The 15928-nt window shown below is 64.1% G+C and carries 19 protein-coding genes; 7 read left to right on the forward strand and 12 right to left on the reverse strand.

Going from position 1 to position 15928, the window contains the following annotated elements:
- Positions 1-16: 16 nt before the first annotated feature.
- Positions 17-139 (forward strand): hypothetical protein, encoded by a 123-nt coding sequence (locus NKJ77_RS01685; protein ID WP_023726457.1) that lies wholly within the window; start codon positions 17-19, stop codon positions 137-139.
- A gap of 152 nt (positions 140-291) precedes the next feature.
- On the opposite strand, the gene NKJ77_RS01690 is transcribed toward NKJ77_RS01685, so the two are convergent.
- Together NKJ77_RS01690 and NKJ77_RS01695 are read right to left on the reverse strand one after the other, a co-directional pair.
- On the reverse strand, positions 292-1314 hold the full coding sequence (locus tag NKJ77_RS01690; RefSeq protein ID WP_023691976.1) for a fatty acid desaturase: 1023 nt from the start codon (positions 1312-1314) through the stop codon (positions 292-294).
- A gap of 84 nt (positions 1315-1398) precedes the next feature.
- A complete protein-coding gene (locus NKJ77_RS01695) occupies positions 1399-1599 on the reverse strand; it encodes a hypothetical protein (protein WP_023669766.1) in 201 nt (66 codons plus the stop codon).
- 259 nt (positions 1600-1858) lie between these two features.
- Between NKJ77_RS01695 and grpE the strand changes: the two genes are divergently transcribed.
- On the forward strand, positions 1859-2488 hold the full coding sequence (grpE, locus tag NKJ77_RS01700; RefSeq protein WP_023691975.1) for a nucleotide exchange factor GrpE: 630 nt from the start codon (positions 1859-1861) through the stop codon (positions 2486-2488).
- A 145-nt stretch (positions 2489-2633) separates the two neighbouring features.
- Positions 2634-3266: a trimeric intracellular cation channel family protein gene (locus NKJ77_RS01705; protein WP_352534135.1), complete on the forward strand. Its 633-nt coding sequence runs from the start codon at positions 2634-2636 to the stop codon at positions 3264-3266.
- 100 nt (positions 3267-3366) lie between these two features.
- On the opposite strand, the gene olsB is transcribed toward NKJ77_RS01705, so the two are convergent.
- From olsB to NKJ77_RS01735, 6 genes are all read right to left on the reverse strand, one after another.
- Entirely contained in the window at positions 3367-4242 is an 876-nt protein-coding gene (olsB, locus tag NKJ77_RS01710) for a l-ornithine N(alpha)-acyltransferase (RefSeq protein ID WP_023683057.1), read from the reverse strand.
- A gap of 276 nt (positions 4243-4518) precedes the next feature.
- On the reverse strand, positions 4519-6807 hold the full coding sequence (locus NKJ77_RS01715; RefSeq protein ID WP_023669762.1) for a response regulator: 2289 nt from the start codon (positions 6805-6807) through the stop codon (positions 4519-4521).
- Between the two features lie 101 nt (positions 6808-6908).
- Positions 6909-7898: an acrylyl-CoA reductase (NADPH) gene (gene acuI / locus NKJ77_RS01720; RefSeq protein ID WP_023669761.1), complete on the reverse strand. Its 990-nt coding sequence runs from the start codon at positions 7896-7898 to the stop codon at positions 6909-6911.
- Between the two features lie 105 nt (positions 7899-8003).
- Positions 8004-8492 carry a signal peptidase II gene (lspA, locus tag NKJ77_RS01725; protein WP_023669760.1) on the reverse strand — a complete coding sequence of 163 codons (489 nt, stop codon included), beginning with the start codon at positions 8490-8492 and terminating at the stop codon, positions 8004-8006.
- On the reverse strand, positions 8489-9346 hold the full coding sequence (locus NKJ77_RS01730; protein ID WP_352510275.1) for a TrmH family RNA methyltransferase: 858 nt from the start codon (positions 9344-9346) through the stop codon (positions 8489-8491). Before NKJ77_RS01730 ends, lspA begins: the two co-directional genes overlap by 4 nt.
- A gap of 17 nt (positions 9347-9363) precedes the next feature.
- On the reverse strand, positions 9364-10446 hold the full coding sequence (locus tag NKJ77_RS01735) for an RsmD family RNA methyltransferase (RefSeq protein ID WP_352534063.1): 1083 nt from the start codon (positions 10444-10446) through the stop codon (positions 9364-9366).
- Between the two features lie 127 nt (positions 10447-10573).
- On the opposite strand from NKJ77_RS01735, the gene NKJ77_RS01740 reads away from it, so the two are divergent.
- From NKJ77_RS01740 to NKJ77_RS01755, 4 genes are all read left to right on the forward strand, one after another.
- Positions 10574-11272: a helix-turn-helix transcriptional regulator gene (locus NKJ77_RS01740; RefSeq protein ID WP_023804615.1), complete on the forward strand. Its 699-nt coding sequence runs from the start codon at positions 10574-10576 to the stop codon at positions 11270-11272.
- Positions 11273-11363: 91 nt separating this feature from the next.
- The gene (locus NKJ77_RS01745; RefSeq protein WP_023698200.1) at positions 11364-11774 is read left to right on the forward strand and encodes a VOC family protein; all 411 of its coding nucleotides are present in this window, start codon (positions 11364-11366) and stop codon (positions 11772-11774) included.
- Complete coding sequence (locus NKJ77_RS01750) at positions 11771-12202, forward strand: EVE domain-containing protein (protein WP_023831684.1); 432 nt, start codon at positions 11771-11773, stop codon at positions 12200-12202. Before NKJ77_RS01745 ends, NKJ77_RS01750 begins: the two co-directional genes overlap by 4 nt.
- 96 nt (positions 12203-12298) lie before the next feature.
- The gene (locus NKJ77_RS01755) at positions 12299-12874 is read left to right on the forward strand and encodes an MFS transporter (protein WP_023824626.1); all 576 of its coding nucleotides are present in this window, start codon (positions 12299-12301) and stop codon (positions 12872-12874) included.
- Between the two features lie 188 nt (positions 12875-13062).
- Here NKJ77_RS01755 and lhpI read toward each other — a convergent pair whose 3' ends face one another.
- From lhpI to sppA, 4 genes are all read right to left on the reverse strand, one after another.
- Complete coding sequence (lhpI, locus tag NKJ77_RS01760; protein ID WP_023831685.1) at positions 13063-14028, reverse strand: bifunctional Delta(1)-pyrroline-2-carboxylate/Delta(1)-piperideine-2-carboxylate reductase; 966 nt, start codon at positions 14026-14028, stop codon at positions 13063-13065.
- A gap of 31 nt (positions 14029-14059) precedes the next feature.
- Entirely contained in the window at positions 14060-14404 is a 345-nt protein-coding gene (locus tag NKJ77_RS01765) for a lipopolysaccharide assembly protein LapA domain-containing protein (protein ID WP_023698203.1), read from the reverse strand.
- 52 nt (positions 14405-14456) lie between these two features.
- Positions 14457-14741 (reverse strand): integration host factor subunit beta, encoded by a 285-nt coding sequence (locus NKJ77_RS01770; RefSeq protein ID WP_006200394.1) that lies wholly within the window; start codon positions 14739-14741, stop codon positions 14457-14459.
- Between the two features lie 80 nt (positions 14742-14821).
- Positions 14822-15778: a signal peptide peptidase SppA gene (gene sppA / locus NKJ77_RS01775; protein ID WP_023820573.1), complete on the reverse strand. Its 957-nt coding sequence runs from the start codon at positions 15776-15778 to the stop codon at positions 14822-14824.
- Positions 15779-15928 lie beyond the last annotated feature (150 nt).

The raw sequence follows: 15928 nt of genomic DNA on the forward strand, positions 1-15928 counted from the left end.
CAAAGACTATGATCTCTTGGCTGTCCGGACGGAAGTATCCGCCAGGGAGGAAGGCGCGCTGATCGGCGGCAACACCAATGCAGCGACCATCATGATCGCCGAAAAGGCGGCTGACGTGATCAGGGCTGCAAGGTCCTGATGCGCGAGGAGCGCAAGGCCACCTGAGCAGATCTTCTGGGAGATGCAGCCGCGCCTTTGGTGCGGCGGTTTATTTCTTGTTTTATGCGATCCCGAGGGAAAGCGCTGCGCGCTTTTCCCGGGAAAACCGCATCACACTTTGCTGGAATGCTTTCAGGCCAAGGCCCGCGCTTCGCGAAACGAGATCAGCTTGCGGCGGTTCTCGTCCCACAACGCCAGCTTGACGCAGCGCAGGCTGTCGAGAAGCGTGACGCGGCCGATGCCGCGCAGTTCGGGATAGTCGCGCAGCACTTCCTGCAGCCGGTAACCCGGCACCTTGGCCGAGAGATGGTGCACGTGATGGACGCCGATATTGCCGGTGAACCAGTTCAGCACCGGCGGCAAATCATAATAGGACGAGCCGTGCAGGGCGGCACGCTGGAATTCCCACTCTTCGTCCTTCGCCCATTCCGTCTCCTCGAACTGGTGCTGGACGTAGAACAGCCAGATTCCGGCCGATCCGGCCAGGATCACGATCGGCAAATGGACGATCAGGAAAGCGCCGGGGCCGACCAGCCAGATAAGCAGCGCTGCCGCGACCGCGATGCCGAGATTGGTGGTCATCGACGACACCCAGGGCGTCAGGCCGCCGCGCATCATGCCGACCGGCAGCCTCTGCTCGAAGATGAACAGCCAGATCGGGCCAAGGCCGAACATCACCAGGGGATGGCGGTAGAGACGATAGGCAAGGCGTCCCCGCCAAGACAGCTGCCGGTATTCAGCAACCGTCAACGTCCTGATATCGCCCATGCCGCGCTCGTCAAGATTGCCGGCGCTGGCGTGATGGGTGGCGTGCGCGCGCCGCCAGCAATCGTAAGGGGTCAGCGTCAGCACGCCGAGCGCGCGGCCGATCCAGTCGTCGGCAGTGCGGTTGGCGAAGAAGGAGCCGTGGCCGCAATCGTGCTGGATCATGAAGATCCGCACCAGAAAACCAGCGGCGGGAAGGATCAGGATCAAGCCCCACCAGTGGCCATAGGAATAGGCTGCCGAAGACAGCGCCCACAGCGTAACGAAAGGAATAAGGGTGATGGCGAGTTCAAGAGTGCTGCGTCGCCGGTCGGGCTTCTTGTAGCGCGCCAGGATCTTCAACCAGGCGCGCTTGCTGTTGGCGGCCGTCTCGGGGGAAATCATGTTCATCAGGAAGCATAGGCGGGGCGTCCCGCTGCCGCAAGGAAAAGCTCACGCAAAATTACTGCGCGTAATTGTCGCGCGATAGCATCGCTATTGACGGCGTTGGCCGCCGGCCATGCTGGCTTCTATGCCGTCCAGCCGGTCGAGCAGGTCCCGGAAACGGGCGGGAATGTCGGCCTCGGTGCGGAAGGCCGGCAAGGTGCGCAAGAAGCGCGTCGTCGCCTCGGTGCCGAACTGGCGCCTGATGTCGGCGGCGAGCTCTTCGCTTCTGTTGCCAGTATTGCGGTCCATTGTCTCAAATCCTGTGTCGGTTTCAAAACTCCTCCAAGCTTTGAATGGTTCCCCATAGCGGGGTATTGGCAAGCAAAGGCTGCCGTTACGGTAAAGTTTGAATTAATTTTGAACGTCCTTGCGCCCCACACCAAGTCCGACGGGCTGCCCGCAACATTGCCTGCTGTGGGGCGTCCTCCTGGGCTTGCCCCTTGATTTTTGGCCGCCAAACCTCGATATCGGGCGCAAATCCAAACCATTCGAATGACGGGAAATGGCGATGAGCGACCAGACAAAAGACGAACGCGCGCCCGAGGATATCGAAACGGCCGAGGCCGAGCGCACGCAAGGCGGCATCGACGGCGACTATGAAGCGCTGGTGCGGTTGCTGAAGGAAAACGAGGAGCTGAAGGACCGCGCGCTGCGCGTCGCAGCCGAGATGGAGAATCTGCGCCGCCGCACCGCCCGCGACGTGCATGATGCGCGCGCCTATGCGGTGGCCAATTTCGCCCGCGACATGCTGTCGGTGTCGGACAATCTGCGCCGCGCGCTCGATGCTATCCCCGCCGAGGCGAAAGCGGCCGGAGATGCCGGCTTCAAGGCGCTGATCGACGGCGTCGAGATCACCGAGCGCGCCATGCTGTCGACGCTGGAACGGCATGGGGTGAAGAAGCTCGAACCGGAAGGTGAGAAGTTCGACCCGAATTTCCACCAGGCGATGTTCGAAGTGCCCAATCCCGATGTGCCGGCCAACACCGTCGTCCAGGTCGTGCAGCCGGGCTATTCGATCGGCGAGCGCGTGCTGCGGCCGGCCATGGTCGGGGTCGCCAAGGGCGGCCCCAAGATCGCGGCCACCGAAGCGCCGGTCGAGCCGGGGCCGGTGAACGAGCAGGCCGAGAAGGATGCGTGAGTAGGGTAGGCAGTAGGGAATAGGGAATAGGGAATAGGGAATAGGGAATAGGGAATAGGGAATAGGGAATAGGCAGGCGTATCAATCGCGCGGCTTCGTGTTATTCATACTTTCCCTAATTCCCAATCCCTACTACCTCATGTCCCTGACACCCATCGACCTCCTCGACTATGCCGGCGTCGCCGTCTTTGCCGCGACCGGGGCGTTGGCGGCTTCGCGCAAGCAGCTCGACATTATCGGCCTCCTGTTTCTGGCCAGCGTCACCGGCATTGGCGGCGGCACGCTTCGCGACGTCATCCTCAACCTGCCCGTCTTTTGGGTCGCCAACTCCGGCTATGTGCTGGTTTGCGCGGCGGTTGCGGTGCTGGTCTTCTTCATCGCCCACCGCGTCGAATCCCGCTGGAAATGGCTGCTCTGGCTCGACGCCATCGGATTGGCGGCCTTTTCCGTAATGGGCGCGGCCAAGGGGCTGGCCATCACCGGCTCGCCGGTCGTCTCCGTTGTTATGGGCGTGTTGACCGCCACATTTGGCGGCATCCTGCGCGATCTGCTGGCCGGCGAGCCATCGGTGCTGCTCAGGCCCGAAATCTACGTCACCGCCGCACTCGCGGGCGCCGGCCTCTACACACTTGGCGATCTTGCCGGCCTGCCGCCGCTCGCCTCGGATATTGCCGGCTTCGTCGCGGCTTTCCTGGTGCGCGGCGGCGCGCTGAAATTCGGCTGGACCTTTCCGTCCTACAAGAGCCGCCCGGGACGGCGACCGGAGGATATTCCGTAGGGAGAGGGAATAGGGAATAGGGAATAGGGAATAGGGAATAGTCAGCAATTCGCGGCAGCCTTCACTACTGCCTACTGCCTACTGCCTACTGCCTACTGCCTCACGCCGCAAAGCGCTGCGCTTCCCCGCCATAATAGTTGACGTAGCGGGCGCCGATTTCCTTGACCGGCATCACCACGAACACATCGACGGTGGAGAACTCACGGTCGATGACGCAGCCGTCGCCGATGCGGGCGCCGACGCGCAGATAGCCCTTGACCAGCGGCGGCATGGCCGCGATCGCCGCCTTGGCGTTGACCGCCTCGATCGGCATCAGATCCATCGAGCAATAGCGGCCGGAGACCGCCCGCACATCCCAGGCGGAGTTGGTCCGGCAGTGATGGGCAAGGTAGGTGAGCGCCTCGGCATGCGCAGCCGGCACCGTGCCAGGGAACGAGGCACAACCGGTCATCACGCCGATCTCATAGTGGTTGATGTAGGCCCAGATGCCTTGCCACAGCGCCTCAATGGTGCGCTTCGAGCGGTATTCCGGCAGCACGCAGGAGCGGCCGAGCTCAAGGAAGCGCTGGCCGGGATGGCGGGCGATCAGCTTGGTCAGTTCGAACTCGCCTTCGGAATAGAAGCCGCCGGCGGTCGCCGCAATCTCTTGCCGCAGCAGGCGGTAAGTGCCGACGATGCGGCGATGCTCGGGGCCGGAGATCGAGGTGTCAAGCACCAGCAGATGGTCGCACAGCGGGTCGAAGCGGTCGGCGTCGCGCCGGTCCTGCGCCTGGAACAGGTCCTTCCTGGCGCCAAGCTCGTCATAAAACACCCGGTAGCGCACTTCCTGCGCGGCGGCGATCTCGGCCTCATTGCGGGCAAGCCGCACTTCGAGATTGCCGATACGGCCCAGCGGTGCGCCTGTTGCGACGGCATCGGCGTTCCGCGCGGCGAGCAAAGCGCCGCCTGCGCTGGGCCGAGTGTCACATTCCGGCATAACTGTATGCACGAGTGATTCTCCTTCGAGCCATCCCTCTTGGCACGGGGATACGGTGTAGGTGCAACAGGATTGTGACAGTACCGTGATACGGCGCGACGGGCAATACTTCGTCGGCTGGCGAAAACCCTCATTCGGCTACCTACGTGACGCGAGGATTGCGCCAGCGTCACCTTGAAGCGCGTCGCGCTGGGACGATTCACGCGACGCGCTTCAAGTCTTTGTTTTGTGCATGTCGTCTTCTCAAAACCGGGGCCATTTTCGAGCGACATGAATTCAGGCGGCCACCTGGCCCTCGACGGCATGGACCAGCGCGTCGGGATCGAGCGGCTTGGTGACAAAGCCGCTGGCGCCATGGGCGAGCACGGTGTGGCGGGTCTTTTCCTGGCTGTCGGCCGAAAGCACCATGATCGGAACCGGCGGCACAGCCATTTCCTCCTCGTGGCGGCGGATGGCGGCGATCGCGTCCAGCCCGTCCATGACCGGCATGTGCAGATCCATCAGCACCACATCGAAGCGGTTTTTCAGCCCGGCTTCGGTCACCGCCTCGACCGCGGCCTTGCCATTGCCGACCACTTTCACGCGATGTCCCGCCTTCAAAAGCGTGGCGCGGGCAAGCATGGCGTTGATGTCGTTGTCTTCGGCGATCAGCACCGACAAGCCTTGCCGGCGCCCGCCATGGACACGAAGGGCGGACACGCCGCTCTTTTCCGGCTTGGGCTGGGGCAAGGCAGGGGCGTGATTGGTCAACAGCACGCGCAGCAGCGTTTCGCCGCGCACCGGCCTTGCCAGGAAGGTGGCGTAGCCGCTGGCGCGGAATTCGCCAAGCATGCCGCGGTCGGTCGGCGCGATCAGCGTGATCGCCTCGCAATCGGCAAAGCCACTCTGGCGCAGGCGCTTGAGCAGTCTGCCGTCGCCGTCCTCCAGGGCCGCGTCGATCAACAGCACATCGCAATGTTCGGCGAAGGGCGTCGCCTGGGAAGCGGTTGCGGCGACGTCGACGGCGCCGCCATGGGCGCGGATGGTGCGGGCGATGGCGTCGGCCTCGACGGCGTTCTTCGACACGATCACGGCGCGCCGGCCGGCCAGGATGTTCTGCCGGTTCTGCGGTGCCTCGGTTGCTCCTGCGGCCGGGATCTCGAAGACGAATTCCGATCCCTCGCCAAGCCGGCTCGACACCGAAATGGCACCGCCCATGGCGGCGACCAGGCGCCTCGATATGGCCAGACCGAGGCCGGCGCCGCCATGGGTGCGGGTCGAGGTGCCGTCGGACTGTTCGAACTCCTCGAAGATGCGCTCCATATCCTCTTCGCGCAGGCCAGGGCCGGTGTCGGCGACGGTGAAGCAGATGCGGTCGCTGGTCTCGGTGCGGGCCCGTGCAACCGAAACCAGCACGCCGCCGGTGTCGGTGAACTTGATCGCATTGCCGATCAGGTTGAGCAGCACCTGCCTGACCCTGCCGGGATCGGCCATGATCATCTGTGGCACGTCGGGCTCGACATGACAGCCGAGGCCGATGTTCTTGGCGAAGGCTTTCGCCGCCATCAGTTCGATGATGTTGTCGGCGATTTCGCGCAGCGATGTCGGCTGCGGCTCCGGGTCGAAACGGCCGGCCTCTATCTTGGAATAGTCGAGCAAATCCTCGATGAGCGCCAAAAGGGCGCTGGCCGAGGTCGAGACAGCGCCGACATAGGTGCGCTGCTCGGGCGACAGATTGGTGTCAGCCAGAAGCTTGGCCATGCCCATGATGCCGTTCATCGGCGTGCGGATCTCATGGCTGACGGTGGCGAGGAAGCGCGACTTGGCCTGGCTGGCATATTCGGCGCGCTCACGCGCGGTGATCAACGAGGATTCGGCGCGCTTGCGGGCGGTGATGTCACGGGCAATCGCCCGGTGCGAGACGGCGCCGCTATCCTTGTCGCGCACCGACAGTTCGATCCATGAGAACCAGCGCGGACCGTTCGGGGTACGTATGGAGACGTCGGTGGAACTCAGGCATTCATGATCGGAAAAGGCGGCGTCGGGAACGATACCGACATCGATGCCGAGGTCGGCCAGAGTCCTGCCGGCAAGGTCGCGCTGATCGGTTCCGACGAGGCCGGCGAAAACCATGTTCGCATAGACGATGTGGCCGTCGCGGTCGCGGTGGACGACGAGATCGCCGAGCGCATCGATCAGCCCGCGAAAACGCTCCTCGCTCTCCTGCATCTCCCACATGCGGTCGGCCAGCGTCTCGATCTCGGCGCGGCTGCGCGCGGCGGTTTCGTCGAGCAAGGCCGTCGCGCGGTGGACGGTGCGGCGGTTGCGCAGGTGCATGGCGACGCCGGCAAGGCCGGTCGCCAGCAGACCGAACGTGATGAAGATCGGCGCGCCGGTGAGGTGAGACAGGCCCGCCAGCACGACGCTGGCGACGACCGTCAGGAACAGCAGGCCCTCGTGCGTGGCGCGCGGAAAATCCGGCGCCAGCGGCGGCGCAGCAACATGCTGCCGCTTGGGCGTCGCCGGGTTCGGCCCGTCGATGCTTTCGGCGCGGCTCTTCTCTTTCCTGGCGGACTCCGCGATCATGCGGAAATCCTTGCCAGATAGAGATTATGGAAAAGCGCGGCGGATCGTTCGAATTTTAGCGGTCATGCATTTTTGCCGCCCGTTCTGGCGGCTTCGGGGCCTCACATATCCACGACCATGCGCCCCCTGATCTTGCCCTCGACGATGTCGTGGGCGGCGGCGATGATGTCGTCGAAGCCGATGGTCGTCGACAGGCCGGCGAGCTTTTGCAGATCGAGATCGCTGCCGATGCGGCGCCAGGCTTCGAGGCGCACGGCCTTGGGCGCCATCACCGAATCGATGCCGAGCAGCGAGACGCCGCGCAGGATGAACGGGGCGACGCTCGACGGCAGATCCATGCCACCCGCCAGGCCGCAGGCGGCGACCGCGCCGCCATAGGCGGTCATCGACAGCACATTGGCCAGCGTGTGGCTGCCGACGGCATCGATGCCGCCGGCCCAGCGCTCCTTGGCCAGCGGCTTGGCCGGCTGGGAGAGTTCCTCGCGCGAAATCACTTCGGCGGCACCGAGGTCGATCAGATAGGAGCTTTCGGCGTTGCGGCCGGTCGAGGCGATGACGTGATAGCCAAGGCTGGACAGGATCGAGACCGCGACCGACCCAACGCCGCCGGCTGCACCCGTCACCACCACCGGGCCGCGATCCGGCAGGATGCCGTGCCGCTCCAGCGCCATGACGCTGAGCATGGCCGTATAGCCGGCGGTGCCGACCGCCATCGCATCGTGCGCGCTGATGCCGTCGGGCAACGGCACCAGCCAGTCGCCGTTGACGCGCGCGCGCCCGGCATAGGCGCCGAAATGCGTCTCGCCGACGCCCCAGCCATTGAGGATGACCTTGTCGCCCTTGCGCCAGTCGGCATGCGATGAGGAGAGGACGGTTCCGGCGAAATCAATGCCCGGCACCAGCGGCCAGCGGCGGATCACTGGCGCTTTCCCAGTGATGGCCAGCCCGTCCTTGTAGTTGACCGTCGTCGCCTCGACCGCGACAGTTACGTCGCCTTCCATCAGATCGGCTTCGCTGAAATCGACGATCTCGACCGATTGCTTCTTTTCGGCGTCGCGCGAAACGAGGATGGCTTTGAAGGTTTCAGGCATCTCTTCTCCTCGGCTTCGCAAAGGCTGGCGGTCGGCATTGGCTGGCTCTGGCCGAACTGTGCGGCGACCGTCCGGCGAGGTCAATTGGTCAAAAGAGTCGGGCCGTCAGGCTTCTGGGCCTTGCGGCTTGGCCTCGCGCCGCCAGCCGATGAACTCGTCGAAGACGACCAGCGCCGCGCCGACCGAAATGAAGGCATCGGCAAGGTTGAAGACGGCGAAGGACCATACCGGCGTGTGGAACAATATATAGTCGATGACGTGGCCGTAGACGGCGCGGTCGATCAGATTGCCGATCGCGCCGCCGATGATCAGGGCAAAGCCGATGCGGGCCAGCACATGGCCGGAGGGCGTGCGCGTCGCCAGATAAAGCACGAAGGCAACGACCACGACCGCGATGACGACCAGGCCGGTGTCGCCGAAGGACGAGAACATCGAGAAGGCGATGCCGGTATTGTAGGTGCGAAACAGCGCCAGGAATGGCACCAGGTCGAGCTTTTCCTGGAAGACGAGGCCGGTCTCGATCAGATGCTTTATCCACTGGTCGAGCGCGATTGCCACCACCACCAGCAGCGCATAGGGAGACCATGATTTCACGATGTGGCGTCCTCGGGGGCAAGTTTCAGCGCGCCGCGCCGGATCTCGAACAGCATGATTCCGGTGGCGACCGCCAAATTGAGTGAATCGGCGCGGCCGGCCTGCGGAATCCGCAGCAGCCGGTCGCAGCTTTCCGCCAGATTGTCGGGCAGGCCCTGCTGCTCATTGCCCATCATCAAGAGCACCGGTCCTCGGGAGAAATCGACCGAGCGGTAGTCGACCGCACCCTTCAGATGGGTGCCGACCACCAGGCCCGAGAAGCTGTTTCGCCAAGCCAGAAATGCTTCCGGCGTCGCCTTGGTCACCGGCACGGCGAAGATCGAGCCCATGGTGGCGCGCACGGTCTCGACAGAAAAAGGATCGGTAGTCTCGCCGACCAGGATGACGCCCTTGGCGCCGACGGCATCGACGGTGCGGATGACGGTGCCGAGATTGCCGGGATCGCGCACCCGGTCGAGCGCCACCCAGACGTCGCCGTCGTGAGCGCGGATGTCTCTTAGCGGCAGCAGTTTTTGCCGGAAGACGCCGACCACCATTTGCGGATTGTCACGGCGGGTGATGGCGACCAGCACTTTTTCGGACACTTCGAGCACGGTGCCGCCGGCGGCAACCGTGCGCGCCGCCACCTTTTCGACCGCCGCATTGCCGCGTCCGGCCTTGGCGAAAACCAGCGTCCTGATCGACCAGCCGAGGTCGAGGGCGTCGATGACCAGCTTCAGCCCTTCGGCCATGAAGGCGTTGTGCTGGTCGCGGAATTTCTTCTGGGCGAGCGCCTTGATGTCCTTGATCAGCGGATTGGCAAGGCTGGTGACTTCCTTGACCTGCCCGGGCGCACCTGCGTGCCGCTCATTCATTCGGGACTCCCGGGCATTCAGGCCACCCAGCGCGAAAACAGCGATGTCGACAGCGCCCGGCCGGCAGATTGCTCGCGGATGATCAGTTCGCCTGATTCAACGGTGCCGCCCATGCCGGCAAAGGTGTCGCGCATCAAGGCATGGATGGCGAAGAAGGAGGCGCGGATGGAATAGGCGGTCAGCACTATGGCGACCGGTTTCGGCGTCAGGATCGCGCGGCAAAGGTCGGTCAGGCCGGGCAGGTCCTCGAACAACTGCCAGACCTCGCCCTTGGGTCCGCGGCCATAGGCAGGCGGGTCGAACAGGATGATGTCGTAGCGGCTGCCGCGGCGCTCTTCGCGCTCGGCGAATTTCACTGCATCGTCGACGATCCAGCGGATCGGCTTGCTGCCGAGACCGGCCATTTCCTGGTTTTCGCGCGCCCAGCCGACCGCCTTCTTGGAGGCATCGACATGGGTGACCTCGGCGCCGGCGCGGGCGGCCACCAGAGACGCGAGCCCGGTATAGCCGAACAGGTTCAGCACCTTGATCGGGCGCTTGGCCGCCGCGATCAGGCTGGCCATATGGTCCCAGTGCGAAGCCTGCTCGGGGAAGACGCCGACATGGCGAAACGAGGTGAAGCGGCCGAGATAGTCGATGCCGTCATGCTTCATCGGCCAGGTCTCGCCCAGCGGTACCTTCGGGAACCGCCAGCGGCCGATGCCTTCCTCGTCGGTGTCGCCGGTGAAGATGGCGTCGGCTCGGTCCCAGTCCCTGGCGGGCAAGGCCTTTTGCCAGATCGCCTGTCCCTCGGGCCGCACGATGCGGTAGGGGCCGTATTGTTCGAGCTTTTCGCCGGCGCCGCTGTCGAGCAGTGCATAATCCTGATTGGGCGCAACTTCGAGGATCACCGGCAGGCGCTCAGTGGGCAGGACGCCTTCGCGACGCGCCAGGATACGGGGGGCGGGCTTCGGATCAGACCGGTCGTCCGGTTTTGTTTCGCGGCGTGGCTGTCTGGCTTCGGGTCGGACTGGTACGGTGCCCGGCTGCGGCCGCGCGTGTTCGGTCCTGCCCTTTGAGGGCGGACGGTTGTCGCGGCGTTTGTCGCGAAAGGACTTCAAGCAGGAGCGTCTCCGGAGGCGGCAGGCCGCTTTTGACATAGGGTCACCGGCTGCGCAAACAAAATGGTCCAGCGTGCGAATGTCTGAGGTGGTGGACCTCGCTGAGGAAACAGGCAAATCTGGAATCATGTCCCGTTCCGAACGCCTGCTCGACTTGATCCAGATCCTGCGCCGGCATCGCCGGCCGGTGAGCGGTCGCACTCTTGCCGGCGAGATGGACGTTTCGATCCGAACGCTCTACCGCGACATTGCCACGCTGCAGGGGCAAGGCGCGCCGATCGAGGGCGAGGCTGGGCTGGGATATGTGCTGAAACCCGGCTTCATGCTGCCGCCGCTGATGTTCACCGACGAGGAGATCGAGGCCATCGTTCTGGGGTCGCGTTGGGTTGCCAGACAACCGGACACGCGGCTGTCGGCCGCCGCCACCGACGCGCTGGCCAAGATCGCCGCTGTGCTGCCGGACGATCTGCGCGAGGACCTCGATGCGACCGCGCTTTTGGTCGGGCCGCACGGCGATGCTGTCGAAAGCATCGACCTTGGCCTGGTGCGCCAGGCGATCCGCAACGAGAGAAAACTCGGCTTTCTTTACCGCGACGCCGGCGGCGCCGCCTCCGAGCGCTTGATCTGGCCATTCGCGCTCGGCTTTTTCGACAAGGTGCGGGTGGTGGTGGCCTGGTGCGAGACGCGGCAGGATTTCAGACATTTTCGCTCCGACCGGATGTCGGGGCTCAACACCACGGATATCCGCTATCCGCGTCGTCGGCAGGCGCTGCTGAAGGAATGGCGCGCGACGCTGGACGCACCGAAGCGCCAGCCTGGCGCTTAATGCTCCTTTCCACGCGCCCACAAGACGCTGCTGCCAGAATCTGACAGTGGGGTCACCTATGCTCCTCCAATCGAAACCCTGGAGAGCAGACATGAACACCCCCAATTTCGTCATCCTTTATGTCGACAGCCCGGAGCGGAGCGGCGCCTTCTACGGTGCGCTGCTGGGACGCCAGCCGGTGGAGACGTCGCCGACCTTCGTGCTGTTCGTGCTCGACAATGGCTTCAAGCTCGGCCTGTGGTCGCGCCACACGGTGGAGCCGTCGGCCGCGGCCGCGGGCGGCGGTGCGGAGCTCGTCTTCGCGTTGGACCGGCCTGATGCGGTGGACGCCGCCTACACGGACTGGGCAGGACGCGGCTTGACCATTCTGCAGACGCCGACCGACATGGACTTCGGCCGCACCTTCGTTGCGCTCGATCCCGACAAGCACCGGCTGCGCGTCTACTGGCTGAACGACGGAGAACAGGCCAATGGGGAACAGGCCAATGGAGAACAGAAATGAGTGCGCACTGGATCGCGGTCGCTTCCGCCGAACATGTCCGGCGCGGCCGCGAGGCCGGCTTCATGCAGGTCAACCACGGCAAGGCGGCACCTTTGCGCCGCATCAAGCCCGGCGACGGCATCATCTACTACTCGCCGACCACACTTCTGCGCGAGAAGGACGGCCTGCAGGCCTTCACGGCAATCGGCACCGTGCGAGAAGGCGAGCCTTACCAGGGCGACATGGGCGGTGGCTTCACGCCGTTCCGCAGGGATGTCGAATGGGCCAAGGCCGAGGAGGCGCCGATCAAGCCGCTGCTCGAGCAGCTCGACTTCACCGCGGGCAAATCGAACTGGGGTTATCAACTGCGCTTTGGGCTGTTCGAAATTACGGCGCATGATTTCGCGCTGATCGCCGAGGCGATGGGCGCTGCCATGAAGGCCGACTGACCGGCCATTCCTACCATGGTAGCGGCAGCTTCCGAGACATTCGAGATGCTCTGCCGTTGCCCCAAAGCGGCGGATCGCCGGGAACTTTAGCCGACGTTGCCTGAACGCGCGCCGGCAGGCGCGCTGCTCCGATTTATCAGCGCCGCACCCATTCTGGTTCTGATCGAATTGGCCTTCGGCTTTGCCGATATTGCTGCGATTTCAGGCATGGCGGTCTACTTCGTTCGCGTCGGCCACTCCGAAGCTTTCGCAGCATACGCCATTACCGTGCTGTCACTTCCCACCGCGTTTGCCCAGCCTCTGGTCGGATGGTTGCTGGACAAGACATCGCGTGCCGGTGTGACGATCTGCTGCGGCCTTTTAGGAGCGGTCGCGTTCCTGGCAATCCCGTTTTTGCAATCCGAGGCCGCTATCCTGGTGGTGTTCGCTATAATCGGCGTTGCAACATTCGCCTTGAGCACTTGTGCCCTCACAATCTTGGGCGAGCGCTTCGAGGGCGGGATGTTAGTAGCCGGAACTGCCAGCTTTTCTTTGGCCTACTCCATAGGCAGCGTTATGGGATCGACTGGAACCGGGTCACTCATGGACTGGATTTCGCCAAGAGCCGTACCAATAAGCGTTGGCTTGGGTCTCCTCGCTTTCACAATTCTAGTTTCTTTCAAACGCCCGTAGATTTGTCGGTCACCACTGACGTACGCGAAGCGGCGATTTGGCCCGAAAGCCGCTGTTCCGCTTCCCCACGCTTCTCAGTCGCTTGGTCTTCTACGCCTAATGTTTGGATGGGACCAAGGCGCGGGCAGCGCGGAGGCGGTCAGGAAGTTTGGTCTCAGGAACGGCGCCGGCGCCGGTGCAGGCAGACGCTACTGCTTGAGCGCGTTGTAGACGGCAATGCCGGTGGCAAGGTCTTCGAGGGCGGCGCCGACCGACTTGAACAGCGTGACCTCAGTGGGGCTCTGCCGGCCCTGTTTTTCCCCGCGCGCCAGCTCATGCAGATCGGCGACGATGGCTTCCGGCTTCAGCACGCCGGAGGCGAGCGGCTGGACGATGTCGCCGGCTTCCTTGGTGGCGCCGGCGCGGGTGTCGACATAGACGCGGGCGCGCGCGATCGCGTCGTCGTCGCTCTCGCGCATGGTCGGCGTGAAGCCGCCGACCAGATCGACATGCGCGCCCCGCTTGAGCAGCGCACCCTTGACCAGCGGCGTCGTCGTGATCGTCGCCGATGAGACGATGTCGGCCTCGGCGAGTTCGGCGTCGAGATCGCTTGCGGCCTCGGCGTTGAAACCGTCCGCGCGCAAATCAGCCGCGACCTTTTCGGCATTGGCGGGCGTGCGGTTCCAGATGCGGATGGTCTTGATCGGCCGCACCGCGGAGTGCGCCTTGGCGAGGAACGGCGACAGCGCGCCGGCGCCGACCACCAGAAGCCGCGATGCGTCCTCGCGGGCGAGATAGGAGACGGCCAGCGCCGAGGCGCAAGCGGTGCGCCACTGTGTCAGCCGTTGGCCGTCGATCAGCGCTTCGGGCTCACCGGTGGCGCCGTTGAGCAGGAGATAGAGCCCCATCACCGCCGGTTTGCCGAAGGCGTTGTTGTCGGGCGATACGGTGACGATCTTGACGCCGATATGACCGCCGACCGACGTGCCGGCCGCATGGAAGTCGGTCCACGCCGGCATCAACAGCAGCGTGGAAGTGGCACCGTCGGGCCGTTCGACTCCGTGATGATGGCGGACGGGTTGCACAGCACCCTCGCGGAAGGCCGCGCGCAATGTCTCGACCAGCCCGGGAAAGGTCAGCGCCTGGTCGACAGCGTCGGCCGAAATGGTCAGCATGCAAAACTCCGCGAAGACAAAAGCTTCGGCTTCAGGCCGTTGGCTTCGGCAGCGCCGGACCCTGGCCCGAGCCTTGCGGTGCGGCGGGTACCCGGCTGACCGCCTGGCGCAAATTCTCGGCCTCGACCCCGCGCTGGCGCGCCAGCTTGCGGTAGCGGCCCTGCTTGACCCAGGTCGCCAGGCTGCCGACGACCATGCCGATGGCGAGCGCCACGAACAGGAAGATGAACAGCGGCAAGGTCAGCGTCAGTTTCGGATTGCCGGGGTTGAACGGGTCGAGCGTGAAGGCGACCAGCTCGCGGTTGGCGACGGCCAGCGCAATCAGGATGACGGCGAGCGGCACGAAGACCACGATAAGTATGAAGCGGTTCAACATAGAGATTCCCTGGAGAAGGCAGGCCTTGATAAGGTCGGCGCGTGGTCCGCGCCTACTTGCCGCCATTCAGCCTTTCACGCAATTCCTTTCCGGTCTTGAAGAACGGCACCCACTTCTCCTCGACCTCGACGGATTCGCCGGTGCGCGGGTTGCGGCCGGTGCGGGCAGGGCGATTCTTCACCGAAAAAGCGCCGAAGCCACGCAACTCGACCCGATTGCCTTCCGCCAGGGCATCGGTGATCTCGTCGAAGATCGCTCCCACGATGTTTTCGACGTCGCGCAGGAAAAGATGCGGGTTGCGCGTGGCAATGATCTGCACAAGCTCGGATTTGATCATCAGAAAGGTCCCCGTGAAAGCGCTGCGGTCAAATTATCAAGATGATTTTATTTGCTTTTTTACTCGCCCCAACCGGCAGATCAAGGGTGCCAGACGGAAACGAGACCGTCAAGAAACAAGCGATCCGCGCCAATTTCGTGAAGCACGTCGCTGCCGGCCTCCGACAGGCCGAGCGCGCTGCCGACGCTGCGCGCTATTGCTTTCGAGAACAGGAAGCCGCCACGCCGCTCGGTGTCCTTCCATTCCACCACCTTGAGCTTGGCGTCGACACCCTTGGTCGCCAGCCAGTCGATCGCCACGCTCTCGCCGCCGACAGCGTCGATCAGACCGTTGGCAAGGCCTTGGCGGCCGGTGAAGATCGAGCCGTCGGCAAGGGCCAGTGCCTGATCGCGGGTCATTTTGCGGCGCTCGGCGACGATGCCGACGAACCAGTCATAGCTGTCGAGGATGAGCTTGCGGACCATGGCTCGCTCGTCTTCATTGGTCGGCTTGAAGGGCGAGGGCGATGCCTTCAGCGGCGAAGATTTCACTTCCTCGAGCTTGATGCCGACCTTGTCCATCAGACCGCTGACATCGGGATACTGGATGAGCACACCGATCGAGCCGACGATCGACGTCTTGCGGGCAACGATATGGTCGCTGGCACTGGCGATCATGTAGCCGGCCGATGCGGCCAGCGTGCCGACCTCGGCCACCACCGGCTTGTCGGCGGCAAGCTTGCGCACCTCCTCGTAGATCGATTCGCCGCCGACCGTGGTGCCGCCGGGCGAATCGATCGCCAGGATGACGCCCTTGACCTGCGAGGACGTGCGGATGGTTTCCAGCCGCTTGATCAGTTCCTCGTCCTCGGTGATTGTGCCTTCGATCCTGACCTTGGCGATGTGGTCGACGGAAGAACCGCCGAGGTCGCCGCCATAGAACCAGCTTGCAAGCGCAATCACCCCAAGGGCCACGACGGCAATGGCGGCGCCGCGCCAGAAGGTCAGCTTGCGCCGCAAGCGGCGGCGGTCGATCAGGTCGTCGGCTCTCAGTGCCATGGTCTGCCTCACAGTCGGTGGGAAGCGATGCTTTTAAAGCAAGCGTCCGCGCCCGGCTACCTCTTCCTCAAGGGCCTGCGACGAAGCGACCTTCACGACGGAGGCATTTCAGGAAAAAATGACGCGGCGCGTTCGTTTCTGCTATGAAGT

The sequence above is a fragment of the Mesorhizobium sp. M0052 genome (assembly GCF_040323255.1).
Taxonomy (GTDB): Bacteria; Pseudomonadota; Alphaproteobacteria; order Rhizobiales; family Rhizobiaceae; genus Mesorhizobium.

Coding starts and splice junctions, on each gene's coding strand:
- NKJ77_RS01740 (WP_023804615.1), top strand. CDS start 10,574: ATGTCCCGTTCCGAACGCCTGCTCGACTTGATCCAGATCCTGCGCCGG.
- NKJ77_RS01745 (WP_023698200.1), top strand. CDS start 11,364: ATGAACACCCCCAATTTCGTCATCCTTTATGTCGACAGCCCGGAGCGG.
- NKJ77_RS01750 (WP_023831684.1), top strand. CDS start 11,771: ATGAGTGCGCACTGGATCGCGGTCGCTTCCGCCGAACATGTCCGGCGC.
- NKJ77_RS01690 (WP_023691976.1), bottom strand. CDS start 1,314: ATGAACATGATTTCCCCCGAGACGGCCGCCAACAGCAAGCGCGCCTGG.
- acuI (WP_023669761.1), bottom strand. CDS start 7,898: ATGCCTGAAACCTTCAAAGCCATCCTCGTTTCGCGCGACGCCGAAAAG.
- NKJ77_RS01695 (WP_023669766.1), bottom strand. CDS start 1,599: ATGGACCGCAATACTGGCAACAGAAGCGAAGAGCTCGCCGCCGACATC.
- NKJ77_RS01715 (WP_023669762.1), bottom strand. CDS start 6,807: ATGATCGCGGAGTCCGCCAGGAAAGAGAAGAGCCGCGCCGAAAGCATC.
- NKJ77_RS01770 (WP_006200394.1), bottom strand. CDS start 14,741: ATGATCAAATCCGAGCTTGTGCAGATCATTGCCACGCGCAACCCGCAT.
- olsB (WP_023683057.1), bottom strand. CDS start 4,242: ATGCCGGAATGTGACACTCGGCCCAGCGCAGGCGGCGCTTTGCTCGCC.
- lhpI (WP_023831685.1), bottom strand. CDS start 14,028: ATGCTGACCATTTCGGCCGACGCTGTCGACCAGGCGCTGACCTTTCCC.
- sppA (WP_023820573.1), bottom strand. CDS start 15,778: ATGGCACTGAGAGCCGACGACCTGATCGACCGCCGCCGCTTGCGGCGC.
- NKJ77_RS01730 (WP_352510275.1), bottom strand. CDS start 9,346: ATGAATGAGCGGCACGCAGGTGCGCCCGGGCAGGTCAAGGAAGTCACC.
- grpE (WP_023691975.1), top strand. CDS start 1,859: ATGAGCGACCAGACAAAAGACGAACGCGCGCCCGAGGATATCGAAACG.
- NKJ77_RS01765 (WP_023698203.1), bottom strand. CDS start 14,404: ATGTTGAACCGCTTCATACTTATCGTGGTCTTCGTGCCGCTCGCCGTC.